This is a genomic window from Streptomyces sp. NPDC053474 (genome assembly GCF_044544845.1).
Lineage (GTDB): Bacteria > Actinomycetota > Actinomycetes > Streptomycetales > Streptomycetaceae > Streptomyces.
In genome coordinates this window covers 1-15,054 of the sequence record NZ_JBITXV010000028.1, presented here as the reverse complement: position 1 = coordinate 15,054, position 15,054 = coordinate 1, and the positions used below count along the sequence as shown (strand labels likewise).

The following is a 15,054-nucleotide window of genomic DNA, read 5'->3' as shown; positions in this document are numbered from 1 at the left end:
GTGGGGTGTGCGGTCGGCGGGCGGGGCCCGGCGCCGCTCAGGAGCGCGATACGCAGTGCAGGACGAGCAGTTGGGCACCCGATCTGGCGGGCACGGGCGCGCCCGGCCGAGGACCGGTGGGGTTGCGGGCCGGGTGGGTGTCGGCGGGGTCGGCCGCGTCCGGCCGGGCCTGCGGGATGGCGGCTCGCGCGTGCGCGGGGGTGGTGTGCGCGCGGCCGCGGACGAAGTGCGGGGGCGGGTGGGGGACTTCGCTGTCCCTGAGGGTGCGTTCCCGCGTGTCCATGCTGACCGGGGGCGGTTGTGGCGCGACGAGCCTGGACGGGGCCGCCGCGTCCGGGGCCGCGCCGACGACGGCCGGGGCGGCCCCGCCGCAGAGGAGGGACAACAGGACGATCACGGTGGTGACGGCCCAGTGGCGCGCTCGTGCCGCCGGGCCGGGCCGGATGCGCTGCCGGGCGCGCACGGGAGCGGCCCGGCCGTCCGGGCGGTCGGTGCTGAGGTGCTTCATCGCCGTCAGGAGGCTGCGGGCGCGGGGGTGCGCGCGGGTCGGCCGGTCACGGGGAGCCGGGTCGGGGCGGCCGTGTCGGCACGCGGGTGCGCGTTCAACTGCCGCCCGCTTCCTGGGGCTCCGCCGGGGTCAGCTCGCTGATCTCGGACAGCTCCATGCCGAGCTGCTCGTGCAGGAAGCGCACGATCGTCCAGTGCGGCAGCGCTCCCTCGTCGAAGGGGCCGAACTCCCGCGCGTACAGCGGGATCCAGCGCAGGGCCTCCTCGATGGCCCGCTCTCTGCCCGGCTCGCGCTGGTAGTCCTCGTACGCGATGCTGCGGTGCTCGATGAAGAAGCCGCCGGGCAGCCGCTGTTCGCACAGGGCGCGGTACTCGCGGGTCTGGAGGATCAGGTAGTGCCAGATCTCGTCGATCTCCTGCTCGACGGGGAGGAAGAGCCCGCTGAGCCGGTCCGGGTGGCGGGAGACGAGGTACAGATAGCGCAGGCACTCGGTGACCTGGCGCTCGACGTACTCCCGCGGCGCGTCGGCCGTCGCGGCGAAGTGGGCCACCACCTCGGCGTGCAGGGCGTCGCCGAGCAGGGACGCGAGGTCGGCGGGGGTCACGTGGTCGACGGCGGGCGCACGGGTGTCGGCGGACGCGATCGGCTGCGTGGTCATGGTGCTCCCGGGAGAGGTGGCGTGGCGTGCGGAGGGGGATCAGGTGTCCTGGGCGAGCCAGGCGTACTTGCCCGAGCCGCCGATGGGGATGTGCTCCTGGTGGCGCAGGTCGCTGTCCCGTCCGGTGAGGGCGGCGACGCCCTGGCGCAGCGTGTCGGCCTCGACGGGCGCGAGGGGGGCGCCGTCGAAGGTCGTGTAGCGCAGCAGGGCGCGGGAGGGGTCGCGGACGTCGAGCTGGTGGACGAAGACGCGGGGTGAGGCGTGGGCGACCACGTCGTCGAGGTCGCCCTGTGCCACGGGCCCGTGCGGGGTCTTCAGGAGTTCCTTCTCGCGGCCGCAGAACCGCGTGATGCGGTCCGGGTCCGGCGAGCCGTCGGCGGTGCGCACGCAGTCGCCCGAGCGGTAGCGCACCAGGGGCATGTGCGGGTTGCGCACGCTGGTGACGATGAGGCTGTGGATGCGGCTGCCCGGCTCCACGGGGATCAGCTCGACGCTCATCCGGTCCAGGTACGGGCGGTAGCGGCCGGTGCGGTCGCTGTAGAAGAGGTAGCCGAGTTCGGTGCTGCCGAACAGGTCGACGACCGGGCAGGTGAAGTGGTGCCGGAGATAGCGCCGCACGTTGAGCGGCGCGTACTCGTAGGCGTGCACGATGCTCGCGGGCCGGGGGAAGGAGGCCCACAGGCCCCAGTCGACGGCCTTGCGCACCAGGTGCGCGAGGTGCGGTCCCGAGCAGTCCAGGTGGTACCGGCCGCGGGGGTGGGCGGCCTGCGCGGTGCGGATCTCCTCGATCATGCGCTCGACGTCCGCGCGGTCCCACAGGGCCGGGTCGCGGCGCAGGTTGACGTAGCACGTCCGCTCGTCCAGGCGCCGTTGGTCGAGGTCCGGCAGCGGGTCGGGCTCGGCCCGCGGGCCGCCCCGCTTGCGGGCGTTGACGCGCGCGACGTGCTCGGTGGCGAGGACGGTGGTGAGGGAGACCCGCCGACACCCCTCGTGCCAGGTGTCGGCGATGTCGGGGTGCTCGCTCCACAGCCGGTAGTAGGAGTTGAGCAGGAAGTACGGGGGCCGGATGATCTGCATCCGCGCGTGGTTGGTGCCCGTGGAGAGCACGAACTCGGCCTCTCCGGCCGCGAGGGCGGCAGCCAGGGTGGGGGTCATCCAGTTGTCGGGAAAGCCACGGGCTATCTCCGGCTTCTCCAGAATGGGGAAGTGGCCGCGCTCGACGTGGGGCCGGTAGATCGGTATGTCCTGGATCTGGGCGATGACCTCGGCACTGGGCTGACCGTTCATGACCACCCTTCGGGGCTGCTCGGGTATGTGGGGGGGCGGCCCGGCACGCCGTGGGGCGTGCCGGGCCGGTCGTAGCACCTGTAGTAGCAGGGGCAACTAACGGGTGTTCAGGAAATACAGCCGGACTTCGCCGAGACGCTGATGCAGCCGGACTTGTCCGCGCTGATGCAGCCTTCCTTTCCGGACGCCTTCGGCGAGTTCAGGGCCGTCCACTGGTTCCAGACATCGTCCTTGGCCATCTTCGCGATGAGCTTTTCCACGTCGTACCTCCAGGGAAAGGGGGGATGTGCGGCGGGACTGCTGCCCGTTCACCGCTGCAATCGAAGGTAAAAGCACCACCAAGTTGAAGTCAAAGGCGAGCAATGCGTCACTGGCTCAAAAGCCGTCCAGGGCGGAGACTTTGGCTTGATCCTTTGGGGCGCACGGGGCGCTATTCACCCTCTCTTCACCCATGCGACAGGGAATGCGCACGAGTGGGAACGGTGGGTCAAAAGGGGCCAATCAGCTGGATGGAGCTGAACGGCTTGATAAAGGGCTGATCGACCGGAAGGGCCGCGCCAGGAGAGACGGGCGTGCCGCCGAAGAGGGGCGAGACGGGTGTTATCGCCCGGTAGGCGCGGTGCGCCAGAGGAAGACTTCGGTACTCGGCTGACGCTCGGCGAAGCGGCCCGCCGGAGCGGCCTTCCGCAGCAGCTCGCGCAGATCCGACTCGAAGTCGCCCCGGCGCGGCCCGAACAGGCGCGGGGCCGAGAACGACAGGGAGAACACCCCGGCGACGACGTCGTCGACCGTGCGCTCAAGCACCTGCCCGCCGGGGACGACGAGGCGCTCGGGACCCAAGAGGCCCGCCCGGACGAACACCGCGGCCTCGCCGCCCGGCGTCCCCTGCGGCAGCACGCCGCGCCCGGCCCGTCTGACCGGTCCCAGATACCGCCTGACCAGCTCGTCCACCGCCGCGTACGGCACCGGCGGATGCGGCGGGTCCGCGAGAGACCGGTCCTCCGTCTTCAGGTCCGAGAGGTGCGCGAGGACGCCGCCCGGGCGCAGCATGTCCCGCGCCGTCCGTGCCACCAGGTCGCGGTCCATCCAGTGGAAGGACTGGGCGAAGGTCACCACGGTGAAGGTGCCGAGGCCGGCGGGCAGCTCCTCGGCCCGGGCCCGCACCCAGGAGGTCTTTTCGGCCACTCCTTGCCCGGCCGCCGCGCGCCGGGCCTCGGCGATCATTCCGCTGTCGGGGTCGAGCCCGACGACCTCGGCGAACTCGTGCGCGAGCCGCAGCGCGACGCTGCCCGGGCCGCACCCCACGTCGAGCAGACGCCCCCGGCCGTCGAGGTCCAGCGCCTCGGTGAGCGCGTCCTCGAGCCCGGGGGCGTACGGGAGCCGTCCGCGCCGGTAGTACGCGGCTGTCCCGGAGAACAGGGTGTCGTCCCACTGCCAGTCGGCAGACATCTCAGCGCACCACCGTTCGCAGGGATCCGAGCGCGGAGCCGCCGATGATTCCACAGCCGGGGCCGGGCGGCGACGTCATTTCCGCGGGGCGCAGCCGGGCGGGTGACGCGCCGGGCTCCGGCGGGAGGGCACCGGGCCCAAAGCGGCCGTCGCCGCTCCGGGCCCGTGCCGGATCACACGAAGGGCGTGATCCGCTCCTCGACGCCGAGGAGCAGCTTGCCGTAGATCTCCATGCCCACCGCGGGCGTGGAGACCGCGTGCCGTCCGGCGGTGCTCGCGTCCCGCCAGATCCGCTGGAGCGGGTTGGATTCGGCGAAGGCGCCGCCGCCGTGCACGTTGAGCAGGGTGTTGATGGACTCCAGGACGTTCTTGATGGCGTGTCCGCTGTCCGCGCGGACGCGGGCGCGGGTCAGCACGTCGAGCTCGCCGCCACGGGCCGCGGCCTCGTCGACGTCCGCGGCGGCGCGGTGCACGTGCAGCTGGGCCGTGTCGATCTTCATGGCGGCCTCGGCGATCTGGAGCTGCACGCCCACCGAGTCCACCTGCGACTCGTAGTACGTGTACGAGATGGGCTTGCTCGCGGCCTTCTCGGAGACCAGCTTCAACGCGGCGCGCCCCAGGCCCACTTGGGGCCCGGCCAGGCCGAGGGCGAGCAGCGGCGAGAGCGGGGAGCGGAACAGGCCCGTCTCCCCGTGCGTCGCCGGCACCTCGCCGCTGAGGGCGCGCGGCACGGAGACGACCCGGTGCTCGGGCACGAAGACGTCCTCGGCTATCAGGCAGTTGCTGCCGGTGCCGCGCATCCCGGCGACGTGCCAGACGTCCTGCATCTCCAGGTCGGTGCGCGGGACCAGGGCCATCGCCTGGTCGACCAGCTCGCCGCCCTCGTCCGTCAGCGGGATGCCGAGGACGGCCCAGCTGGAGTGCCAGGCACCGGAGTTGTAGTACCAGCGGCCGGTCGTCCGCCAGCCGCCCTCGACCTTCCGGGTGGTGGCGGTGGGGCTGAAGACGCCGGTGACCCGGGCGTCGGGGTCGGCGCCGAAGACCTCTTCCTGGGCCTGGAGGGGGAAGAGCGCGGCGGCGAGCCAGTTGCAGGTGTTAACCACGGCCACCACCCAGGACGTGGAGCCGTCGCCCTCCGCGAGCTCGGCCGACACGTCCACCAGGGTGCGCATGTCGGCCTCGTGTCCGCCGAAGCGCCGGGGCACGGTCAGCTTGAAGAGCCCGGCGTCCGCCAGCGCGTCGATCACCTCGTCGGTCAGCTTGCGGTCCGCGTCGATCCTCGGGGCGTGCTCGCGCAGCAGGGGCTGCAGCGCGGTGGCCCGGCTGACGAACTCGGCGTTGGTCGAAGCGGCGGTCTCGGTGGTGGTCATGTCTGTCTCCATGGTTCGAACACGTAAGGGGATGGCGGGAGTCACGCGACCGGGGTGAAGGCGGAGTGCGTGCCGAAGGTCCGGTGGCCGTAGACCAGCGGCGGCGCGCCCGCGGCCGTGCGGGCGTGGACGACCGTGCCGAGCAGCAGCCGGTGGTCACCGCCCTCGACGGCCGACGTCAGCTCGCACACGAGCCAGCCCGGTGCGTCCGGAAGCCGGGGCAGTCCGTGGTCGTACTCCCACCGGATCCGGTCGAAGCGGTCGGCGGACCGGTCGGCGAAGCGCAGGGCCAACTCCTCCTGCTCCGCGCCGAGCACGTTCACCCCGAACCGCCCGGTCGCCAGGATGCGGGCGAGCAGCCCCGACCCGTGGTCGAGCGCCACCGACACCATCGGCGGGCGCAGCGACAGCGAGGCGAAGGCGCTGACGGTGGACCCGTGCGGCGCGCCCCCCTCGGCGGCGGTCACGACGGTCACCGGGGCGCAGACCCCGGCCATCAGGTCCCGGAAGTCCTGTTCGGTCATCACAGCGTCCCTCCAATCCATCATGATGATTATGGTGATCATGGAGGAGGCTTTGAAAGTACGTCAAGGGATGCGATGCTATTGGTCATAATCAATTCATTCCGAGGGTCGCTACACGGATCGTCGCGAGGATGGGAGGACCTGTGGGAGCCACGGACGACACCCGAGGGGGCATGGAGCCGCCCGCCCTGCGGCGCGGCGAGTGGGAGCGCCCCGCGGCCACCCGCGCCGAGGTCGCCGCGCGGCGCATCGCCGCCATGGTCGCGGACGCGGAGCCGGGCGAGCGCCTGGGCACCAAGGAGGAGCTGCGCGCCACCTGCGGGGTGTCGGTCGGCACGTTCAACGAGACGCTGCGGCTGCTCCAGTCGCGCGGGCTCGTCACCGTCCGCCCCGGCCCCGGCGGCGGCCTCTTCGCCGCCGAGCAGTCCGCCATGCGGCGCCTGGGCAACTCCGTGCTGGCCCTGGACGCCAAGGAGCCGGACGGCACGCGCGCCGACGAGGCCCGGCGGATCCGGGACGCCCTGGTCCCGCTCCTGGTCGAGGACGCCCTGTGGCACGGTTCACCGGCCGATGTGGCGGCGCTTCGACAGGAGTTGACGGAGCTGGCCGAGGCCGCGCGACGGGCCGACCCGGTCGCGTTCGCCGACGCCGACCACCGGCTGCGCACGCGGCTCGCCGCCGTCAGCCCCAACGCGCTGCTGCGCTCGCTGTACGCGACGCTCCTCCCGGTCGCCGAGCCCGACGCGGTCGAGCACCTCCAGGAGCGGTACGACCACCACGCCGCCCTGGTCGACGCCCTTGAGGCCCGCGACCGCGACCGGGCGCTCGCCCTCGCGCGCTCCACCTGAGGCGGGCACACGGGACACACCCATCTTGGGCACAGGTCGTTCACATTTTCCGGTCATTGAGGGGCGTCAAACCGCCATCCCCACGCGGAGCCGATCCTTCCGCCCCAGGGTCGGTGCCAGAGTCCCGGTGCGGCGCCCAACAGGGCGCCGGTGGCTGAACTACCTGACTCCAAGGAGTTCTCTTCGTGGGGAAGAAAACCGCGACGCTGCTCGCAACCGCCGCTCTCGCCTCCCTCACCCTCGTCGGCCAGGCGAACGCCGCCCCCGCACACCACGCCCCCGCCCCCTCCTCCACATCGACGCGGCCCGGCCCCCTCGCGGACCAGGTGCGGTACGCGCCGTTCACCCTCAACCACAACGAGTCCGTGAGCTCCAACACGGCCCGCCTCATCCAGCAGTCCGACGGCAACCTCGTCATCTACGACGAGTTCAACAGGCCCAGATGGGCCAGCAGGACCGTCGGCCAGGGCTGGACCACGCGCTTCCAGGAAGACGGCAACCTCGTCGTCTACACCCGCAGCGGCCGCGCCGTCTGGGCGTCCCACACCGCGGGTCACCCCGGCTCCCGCCTCGTCATCCAGGACGACGGCAACGTCGTCATCTACGACGGCAGCCAGGCCATCTGGGCCTCCGGCACCAACCACTAGCGGCCCCGCGGCAGGCCGCTGATTCCTCTCGGCGCAGCACCGGTCGGGCCCTCGCGGGCCCGGCCGGTCCCATGAGAGAGGCCCCTGTGCGTGCCGCCCGGGCGCTTCCGGCCCACCCAGGAGACGGGCAGGTGACCTCCCGTCGAACACACCGCATACGGCTCATGCACGCTCCGCACGGCCTACAACCACAGCCCCCGTTCCCCGTGTCGAACTCCGTGCCGGTGCGCCGGTCCCCCGGCGCCACCGATCCCGCACCCACCGAACCCACGGAGTTCACGTGCACTCGCGTTCACGCTTCCCGGTGGCCCGCCTCGCCGCCACCGCCGCGCTCGCCCTCGCCCTGGGGGTGCCGTCCGCCCAGGCAGCGGACGCCGACCGGGCGTCGCACCGCGCGCCGGACGACTTCGTAGTCACCCTCACCTCCAACGTCTCCACAACCGACTTCACCCACCGCAAGGTCAAGCTCAGCGGCACCGTGACCCGCGCCGACGGCACCCCGGTGGCGGGCGCGCCGGTCAAGCTCCACAAGACCGTCCTGTACAACACGTGGAACCCGTGGGGCGACCCCATCGACCCCATCGAGCGGGAGACCCTGCCTCTGGGGACCCTCCACACCGACGCCGAGGGGAAGTTCAAGCTCTCCGGCGTCCCGGCGGACCGCTGGCTGGACCGGGACAGCGTCCATCTGTTCCCCCGCCACGAGGTCGAGTTCCAGGCCTCCTACGACCCGGGAGATCCCAACGACGGCCACTTCTCCTTCGCCGACACCACGGTCGGCGTCCGGTCGGTCGACAGCTCCCTCACCTACAAGGTGAACAAGACCAAGGTGCGCGCCGGTGACACCCTCGTCGTCACCGGCAAGGTCACCTGGCCCGCCGGGCACGGCCCGGTCGCGGGCACCCGCGTCCTGCTCCGGACCTACTACGAGTCCGCGTACAACGCGAAGACCACCACCGACGCACGGGGCAACTTCACCGTCCGCGCCAAGATCCGGGGCTACGACCGCGACTTCGTGCTCTTCTCCACGCCCAAGGACTACTACATCACGGGCGCGAGCGAGAGCCTGCCGGTCACGAACGTCACGCCGCGCCCGAGGCCCGCGGCCTGAGACCCGAGCGGGGCCCGCTGCCGACGCCCCGGTGGCGGGCCCTGCGGCCCTGTCCCGGTTTGACACAACTCACACAGATCCGTACGGGCTGATTCCGATTGCCGACAGCGGCAGGGAGAAGGAGAAAGGACAAGGAGAGACCACACCGAGCACGAGACCCACGAGGGACAGGAGCGGCCACGGTGCCGCACCCCCGTCCCGAGAACGTACGGAGGCCCCATGACCCGCGCCATCGCCGTCGGAGTGGACGGATCCGCCGAGAGCCTGGCCGCAGCCGACTGGGCGGCCGTCGAAGCCGCGCTGCGCGGCGCGCCGCTGCGGATCGTGCACGCCTGGCTCCCGCAGTCGACCGACGTGCCCCTCACCCGCAGCGGGGACGAGCAGGTCACGGCCGCCGACGCCTTCGTGCGGGAGGCCGTGACGCGCGTCTCCGGCCGCCACCCGGACCTCACGATCGCCTCCGAGGTCGTCCAGGCCACCCCTGTGGACACCCTGCTCAAGGAGGCCGAGCGCGCCGAGATGCTGGTGCTCGGCTCGCGCGGTCACGGAGCCCTCGTCGGCTTCCTGCTCGGGTCCTACGGACAGCAGGTCATCGCCGACGCCCCCGGCCCGGTGGTGTCCGTACGAGCCGGTACGGGGACGGAGGCGTCGCCCCGGACCGACGGGGCGGGCGAGGTGGTGGTGGGTCAGCACGGGGAGCCGGAGGACAGCGAGGCCGTGCTGCGGTTCGCCTTCGAGGCCGCGGCCGCCCGCGGCGCGGCCGTCCGCGCGGTGCGGGCCTGGACCCTGCCGCCGCTGTACTCCTACAACACCGGCGTGCTGCACGTCGCGGACGAGGCCGGTGGTCTCGAACCGCTCGAACAGCAGGCGCTGACGCGTGCGCTCGCCCCGTGGCGCGAGCGGTTCCCCGAGGTGCCCGTGGTCGAACACGTCGAGATCGGCAGCGCGGGCCAGGTCCTCCTCGCGGCCACCCCCGACGCGAGCCTCCTCGTCGTCGGCCGCAAGACGCGCCGCTCCCCCATCGGCACGCGCATCGGCTCCGTGGCCCATGCCGCGCTGCACCACGCGGGCTGCCCGGTCGCGGTCGTTCCCCCGGCCTGAGCACGCCTCAGCAGGTGGTGCCGTCAGGAACCTCGCGCAGCCCGACCAGGTAGTCGTCCACGCGCTTCGTGACGCACGCGTCGCCCCGACCGTAGGCGGTGTGCCCCGGCGCCTCGTACGTCAGGAGCATGCCACCGGGGAGCTGCTCCGCCAGGCTCTCGGCCTCCTCGTACGGGGTGGCCGGGTCGCCGGTGGTGCCGACCACGAGGACCGGCGGCACCCCCGCTGCCGCCACCCGGCGCGGCCGCTGCGTACCCGTGGGCAGGTCCTTGCACGCCAGGACGCTCAGCACGCTCGACACGCCGTACAGGCCCGCCTTCTTCTCGGCGCGGTCCAGGGCGTCCCAGTACGGCTCGGCGGCGCGGGGGTAGGCGGCGTCGGCGCAGGAGACGGCGAGGATGGCGGCGTCGCTGTTGTCGACGGGGCCCTCGTCGGCCGCGGTGGCGTCGCCCGCGCGCCGGGCACGGGCGGCGGGCCCCGGATCATCGGCCTCGGAGAGTTCCGCCAGTTTCGTGCCGTCGCCGCGGGCCGCGGCACGCAGGGCCGCGGAGAGCGGCTTCCACTGCTCCTCGGGCGTGTACATCGCCACCGAGACGGCGTCGACGACCTCCGTCGCACCGAGACCTTCCTCCTCGCCGTCGACGGGCAGCGGATCGTGCTCGGCCCGCGCGTACAGACCGTGGATCAGGCGACGGATCTCCTCCGGGCCCGCACCCGGACAGCCCTTGCCGACGACGTCCGCGCACTGCGCCGCGTAGTCGTCGACGGCCCTGCGGAAGCCGGTGGCCTCGCTCAGGGCCCGCTGCGCCCAGCCGAGGGAGGGGTCCACCGCGCCGTCCAGGACCATGGCGCGCACCCGGCGCGGGAACTGCTCGGCATACCGGGTGCCCAGGTGCGTGCCGTACGACCAGCCGACGTAGGTCAGCTTCCGCTCGCCGAGGGCCGCGCGCAGGACGTCCAGGTCGCGGGCCACGTCCCGGGTGCCGACGTGCTGGAGGAGGCCGCGGCTTCCCTTGCGGCACGCGGTGGCCTCGGCGCGGGCGTCGGCGAACGCCTGGGCGCGGGCGGCGGCGGTGCGGGGAACCGCAGGCTGTTCCTCAGCGCCGTCGTCCTCGGCGGTGTCCTCCTCGTCCTCCTCGTCGTCCGGGCAGTCGAGCGCGGGGCGGCTGCCCCCGACGCCGCGCGGGTCGAAGGAGACGATGTCGAAGCGGGCCCGCGCCTTGGCCCCGAAGGACTCGGCCCCGCCCTCCTTGAGGTCGGCCACCCCCGACTCACCCGGGCCGCCCGGGTTGTAGACGAGGGTGCCGACGCGCCGCCCCTCGTCGGCGGTCGCGGCCCGGGCCACGGGCAGGACGAAGGTCTTCCCGTCACCCGGGTGCGCGTAGTCCCTGGGCACGGTGAGCCGGGCGCACTCGACGTCCCCGCAGTCCCTCCACGTCAGCCGCTGCCCGTAGAAGCGCCGGAGCTCGGGCCGGGTGGCGGCGTCCCCTTCCTCCCGTGCGGAACCGCTCTCCGTGGAGCAGCCCGCGAGCGGCAGAGCGGCGAGGGCCGCTGCGAGGGACGGGGCGAGAACGCGGGCGCGCAGGGTGTGCTTCGGGGACTTCACGTGGGTGCTCCTGTGTTTCTGGGTCACCACAGGGTCCCTGATCACGACCACGAATGGCCACGAACGCCCCGTCGCCGCGCCCAGGCCGGAACTCGTCGTCACGATGTCACCTGACGCACGCACCGTCACCTGGCGCACGCACCGGTTCGGAGGACGTGTGGCCTTCTCCGTCTAGCGACCCTCGCGCCACCGCACCCCGGAAATTGTCATTCCGTCCGCGGCCTCATCCACCATGCGGCTCCGCGCGCCAACTGCCGCCCCAGGCCCGGGAGTTCCCGCAGAAACGATTCTCAATATCTGGAGCACTACCGGTCTCCGTTGTGGCGCTAACACAAAGAAGACTGAGAACACTCGGCAAGTTCACCACTATGGATAGCACCGGTACCCCAAGTACCGTACGGTTTATCGTACACGGTACGACGAGTGGCTGCCGATGAAGCGCGCGTCCGTGGCAGTCTCTAGCGAGTCGGCTGGTCTTTTCGGAACAGCCAGAAGGGAACGACTCAATCCGATCGCGGATTGTCCAAGGGAGTGTCGAGGAGCGAGATATTCCGGTCTCGGGATGCCGACGGAGTGTTGTCTCACGACCGATTCACGTGATGTGTCATGGCTCCGAGCCGCGGCCTGACCAGCCCGCGGACGTCAGCCGTGGACAGGCCCTCGGGCCGCACGGTGGCAGAGCCCTCCTCGCCTTCCTCCGCCGCCCCTGGAACGACGTCCGGAGCGTGATCGCCGCCGCATCTCGGAGCACCCCAGACCCGACCAGCATCCGCTGCACTCACTATGTGAGGAGTTCTCCATGCAAGCGTTAGGTGTCCTCGTCGTGGACCGGCATCCCGTCATCAGGTACGCCGTCTCATCCCTGCTGGACACCAGAGTGGCGTGGACCGCCGAGGCGGCGACGAGCGACGAGGCCTGGCACGTCGTCAAGAACTCCTGCCCGGGGGTCGTCGTGCTCGAACTGGAGCTGGAGGGCTCGACCAGCGGCACCGATCTGTGCCAGCAGGTCAAGGCGATGGAGAACTCGCCCCGGATCGTGGTCTTCACCGGGGACACCACACCCGGCGCCGTCGTCGCCGCGATCTCGGCCGGGGCCGACAGCTTCCTGCACAAGAGCGTGGGCAGCGCGGAACTGGTCGACGCGGTGGTCCGCACCCACCTCGGCCAGCGCATGTGGATCCTCAGCAAGAACGAACGCAATCACATCGACGTACGGAACGTCACGTCCGACGGGTCACCCGCCATCACCCGCAGGGAAGAAGAGGTGCTGAGCCTCGTGTTGCGGCGGTACACCAACGAGGAAATCGCCAGTGAACTCTCCCTGGCCCCGCAGACCATAAAGAATCAAGTCAGCAGCGCACTGCGGAAACTGGGAGTCAGCGGGCGCCGCGAGCTGTTTCGCAAGTACTCCTTCCAGGCGGACGTGACCACCGGAGCCAGGGGCTGACCGGTCAGGCCGCGTCCACCGAGGTCATCCCCCGCGGACGCCTCAGTCCCTCCCGCCCGCTCGGCCCCGGACGAAGTCGCGTGCCCCGGCGCGCGCGCCCGGGGAATCGATGATGTCGGCCAGCAGTTCGCGATGCGAGCGGTACTCGGCGGCCAGCTCCCCGTCGCGCGCCCGGGCAAGCACGGCCTTGCTCGCGAGGACGGCGTGGTCCGCGTGCGCGGCGATCCTCTCCCCCAGCGCACAGGCGGCCGCGACGGCCGTCCCCGCGGGCACCACGCGGTTGACGAGGCCCAGGGTGAACGCGCGCCGCGCGTCGATGGGTTCGCCGGTCAGGGCCATCTCCATCGCCACGACGGGAGCGATCGCGCGCGGCAGCCGCAGCAGACCGCCGGCCGCGGCCACCAGCCCCCGGCGCACCTCGGGCAGCGCGAACGTGGCGTCCGCCGACGCCACCACCATGTCGCAGGCGAGCACCATTTCGAAGCCTCCGCCGACCGCGGCCCCTTCCACGGCGGCGATCAGCGGCTTGGCGGGCGGACGCTCCGTGAGGCCGCCGAAGCCGCGCCCCGGCAGGGAGGCGCGCTCGCCGCGGGCGAAGGCCGCGAGGTCCATTCCGGCGCAGAACGCCGGTGGGGTGCCCGTGAGGACGCCCACCCGCAGCTCCGCACGGTCGTCCAGCTCCGCGAAGGCCGCGGCGACGCGCTCCGCCATGGCCCGGGTCAGCGCGTTGCGCACCCGGGGCCGGTTCAGTCGCACCTCGAGGATCGGGCCGCGCCGCTCGACGAGCACCTCGTCGGCGCGGCCCTGCCTGCCTTCTTCGGTCACACCTCTGCCCACCCTGGATCGGCGCGTAACGGGGGTTCGACCAGCAAGCGTAGGGCGGGTCCCGGCGGCCACCTACGCCCTGGAAGTACTCGTCCTCAAGCCCGTTTGAGTACCCCCGATGACTGTACGGACACGCACGCGCGCACGTGCAATCCCTATGCGGGAGGGGGGTCGTCCCCCGACACCGCCCGACGAGGGAGAGGTTTGCCATGGACGCGCTGACGGAGGCCCTGCAGGCCGGTGCGCCGACCCGCGAGTGGGAGGGCCTGGCGCCGCCCTCCGCCTATCTGGCGGCGCATCTACGGGCCGAGGACATGGACCGGTTCGCCCCCGGTGAGGAACGTGACGTCCGCACCACCCTGCACGTCGACACCGTGCCCATGCCCGCACTCGCCCCGGACGAGGTCCTGGTGGCGGTCATGGCCAGCTCCATCAACTACAACACCGTGTGGTCGGCGACGTTCGAGCCCGTGCCCACCTTCTCCTTCCTCCGGCGCCTCGGCCGCCAGGGCGGGTTCGCGAGCCGCCACGACCAGCCGTACCACGTCGTCGGATCCGACGCGGCGGGCGTCGTCGTGCGCGCGGGAGAGGGCGTGCGCCGCTGGGCCGCGGGCGACCACGTGGTGGTGAGCTGCGTCCAGGTGGACGACCAGGAACCGGCCACGCACGCCGACGGCATGCTGGGCGCCGAGCAGCGCATCTGGGGCTACGAGACGAACTTCGGGGGCCTCGCCCACTACGCCGTGGTGCGCGCCAGCCAACTCCTGTCCAAACCCGCGCACTTGACGTGGGAGGAGGCCGCTTCCGTGCTGCTCACCGCGGCGACGTCGTACCGCATGCTGGTGAGCGACAAGGGAGCCCGGATCAAGCAGGGCGACATCGTGCTGATCTGGGGCGCGGCGGGCGGGCTCGGCGGCTACGCCCTCCAGATGGTGAAGAACGCCGGGGGCATCGCCGTGGGCGTCGTCGGCTCCGAGCGCAAGGCCGAGGCGCTACGACGGCTCGGCTGCGACGTCGTCATCAACCGCGCCGAACTCGGTCTCGACGCCGGGCCCGACCGCACGCCGGAGCAGACCATCGAGCTGGGCAAGCGGCTCGGGCGGGCCGTCCGGGACGCGCTCGGCGAGGACCCGCACGTCGTCTTCGACTACGTCGGCAAGGCGACGTTCGGGCTGTCCGTCTTCGTGGTCCGGCGCGGCGGCACGGTGGTCACCTGCGGCTCGAGCACCGGCTACGACCACCACTTCGACAACCGCTACCTGTGGATGAACCTCAAGCGCGTCGTGGGCAGCCACGCCGCCAATCTCCAGGAGCAGTGGGAGTGCAACCGGCTGTTCCGGCTCGGCCGTCTCGCCCCCGTCCTGTCCGACGTGTACCCGCTGGAGAAGGTCGGCGAGGCCGCCGCGCTCGTCCAGCGCAACGAACACCTCGGCAAGGTGGGCGTGCTGTGCCTGGCGCCCGAGCCCGGGCGCGGCGTCACCGACCCCGAGCGGCGCCTGGCCCTGGACCCGGAGGGCCGCAACCCCTTCGCGGCGCGGCGGCCCGCGCGGGTCTGACGGGCAGGGGGGTGGGGGGGGGGGGGGGGGGGGGGGGGGGGGGGCCCCCCCCCGCGCCGCGGGGGGGGGGGGGGGGGGGGGGGGGGACGCGCGCCGGCAGCGAGGGGTTGTGGGAGA

Annotated in this window: 15 protein-coding genes; 6 read left to right on the top strand and 9 right to left on the bottom strand. The window is 72.4% G+C overall.

Annotated features, from left to right (window positions below; all coding sequences use genetic code 11):
- Positions 1–37 precede the first annotated feature (37 nt).
- From ACIG3E_RS39340 to ACIG3E_RS39310, 7 genes are all read right to left on the bottom strand, one after another.
- The gene (locus tag ACIG3E_RS39340) at positions 38–508 is read right to left on the bottom strand and encodes a hypothetical protein (RefSeq protein ID WP_399625695.1); all 471 of its coding nucleotides are present in this window, start codon (positions 506–508) and stop codon (positions 38–40) included.
- Positions 509–602: 94 nt separating this feature from the next.
- Complete coding sequence (locus ACIG3E_RS39335; RefSeq protein WP_399625693.1) at positions 603–1,166, bottom strand: hypothetical protein; 564 nt, start codon at positions 1,164–1,166, stop codon at positions 603–605.
- A gap of 39 nt (positions 1,167–1,205) precedes the next feature.
- Positions 1,206–2,453 carry a hypothetical protein gene (locus ACIG3E_RS39330; protein ID WP_399625691.1) on the bottom strand — a complete coding sequence of 416 codons (1,248 nt, stop codon included), beginning with the start codon at positions 2,451–2,453 and terminating at the stop codon, positions 1,206–1,208.
- 107 nt (positions 2,454–2,560) lie between these two features.
- Complete coding sequence (locus tag ACIG3E_RS39325; protein WP_171075619.1) at positions 2,561–2,713, bottom strand: hypothetical protein; 153 nt, start codon at positions 2,711–2,713, stop codon at positions 2,561–2,563.
- 340 nt (positions 2,714–3,053) lie between these two features.
- Positions 3,054–3,902 (bottom strand): class I SAM-dependent methyltransferase, encoded by an 849-nt coding sequence (locus ACIG3E_RS39320; RefSeq protein WP_399625689.1) that lies wholly within the window; start codon positions 3,900–3,902, stop codon positions 3,054–3,056.
- Between the two features lie 173 nt (positions 3,903–4,075).
- Positions 4,076–5,272 carry an acyl-CoA dehydrogenase family protein gene (locus ACIG3E_RS39315; protein ID WP_399625687.1) on the bottom strand — a complete coding sequence of 399 codons (1,197 nt, stop codon included), beginning with the start codon at positions 5,270–5,272 and terminating at the stop codon, positions 4,076–4,078.
- Between the two features lie 41 nt (positions 5,273–5,313).
- A complete protein-coding gene (locus ACIG3E_RS39310) occupies positions 5,314–5,796 on the bottom strand; it encodes a flavin reductase family protein (protein WP_399625684.1) in 483 nt (160 codons plus the stop codon).
- A gap of 143 nt (positions 5,797–5,939) precedes the next feature.
- On the opposite strand from ACIG3E_RS39310, the gene ACIG3E_RS39305 reads away from it, so the two are divergent.
- The 4 genes from ACIG3E_RS39305 (at position 5,940) to ACIG3E_RS39290 (ending at position 9,503) form a co-directional block, all read left to right on the top strand.
- On the top strand, positions 5,940–6,644 hold the full coding sequence (locus ACIG3E_RS39305) for a FadR/GntR family transcriptional regulator (protein WP_399625682.1): 705 nt from the start codon (positions 5,940–5,942) through the stop codon (positions 6,642–6,644).
- Positions 6,645–6,829: 185 nt separating this feature from the next.
- Positions 6,830–7,291, top strand: a complete 462-nt coding sequence (locus ACIG3E_RS39300) for a hypothetical protein (protein ID WP_399625680.1) — start codon at positions 6,830–6,832, stop codon at positions 7,289–7,291.
- 280 nt (positions 7,292–7,571) lie between these two features.
- Complete coding sequence (locus tag ACIG3E_RS39295) at positions 7,572–8,402, top strand: acyl carrier protein (protein WP_399625678.1); 831 nt, start codon at positions 7,572–7,574, stop codon at positions 8,400–8,402.
- Positions 8,403–8,621: 219 nt separating this feature from the next.
- Entirely contained in the window at positions 8,622–9,503 is an 882-nt protein-coding gene (locus ACIG3E_RS39290) for a universal stress protein (RefSeq protein WP_399625676.1), read from the top strand.
- Between the two features lie 7 nt (positions 9,504–9,510).
- On the opposite strand, the gene ACIG3E_RS39285 is transcribed toward ACIG3E_RS39290, so the two are convergent.
- Positions 9,511–11,109 (bottom strand): alpha/beta hydrolase, encoded by a 1,599-nt coding sequence (locus ACIG3E_RS39285; RefSeq protein WP_399625674.1) that lies wholly within the window; start codon positions 11,107–11,109, stop codon positions 9,511–9,513.
- Between the two features lie 799 nt (positions 11,110–11,908).
- Between ACIG3E_RS39285 and ACIG3E_RS39280 the strand changes: the two genes are divergently transcribed.
- A complete protein-coding gene (locus ACIG3E_RS39280) occupies positions 11,909–12,556 on the top strand; it encodes a response regulator transcription factor (RefSeq protein ID WP_399625672.1) in 648 nt (215 codons plus the stop codon).
- Positions 12,557–12,598: 42 nt separating this feature from the next.
- Here ACIG3E_RS39280 and ACIG3E_RS39275 read toward each other — a convergent pair whose 3' ends face one another.
- A complete protein-coding gene (locus ACIG3E_RS39275) occupies positions 12,599–13,381 on the bottom strand; it encodes a crotonase/enoyl-CoA hydratase family protein (RefSeq protein WP_399625670.1) in 783 nt (260 codons plus the stop codon).
- 209 nt (positions 13,382–13,590) lie between these two features.
- On the opposite strand from ACIG3E_RS39275, the gene ccrA reads away from it, so the two are divergent.
- Positions 13,591–14,937: a crotonyl-CoA carboxylase/reductase gene (gene ccrA, locus ACIG3E_RS39270; protein ID WP_399625668.1), complete on the top strand. Its 1,347-nt coding sequence runs from the start codon at positions 13,591–13,593 to the stop codon at positions 14,935–14,937.
- Positions 14,938–15,054 lie beyond the last annotated feature (117 nt).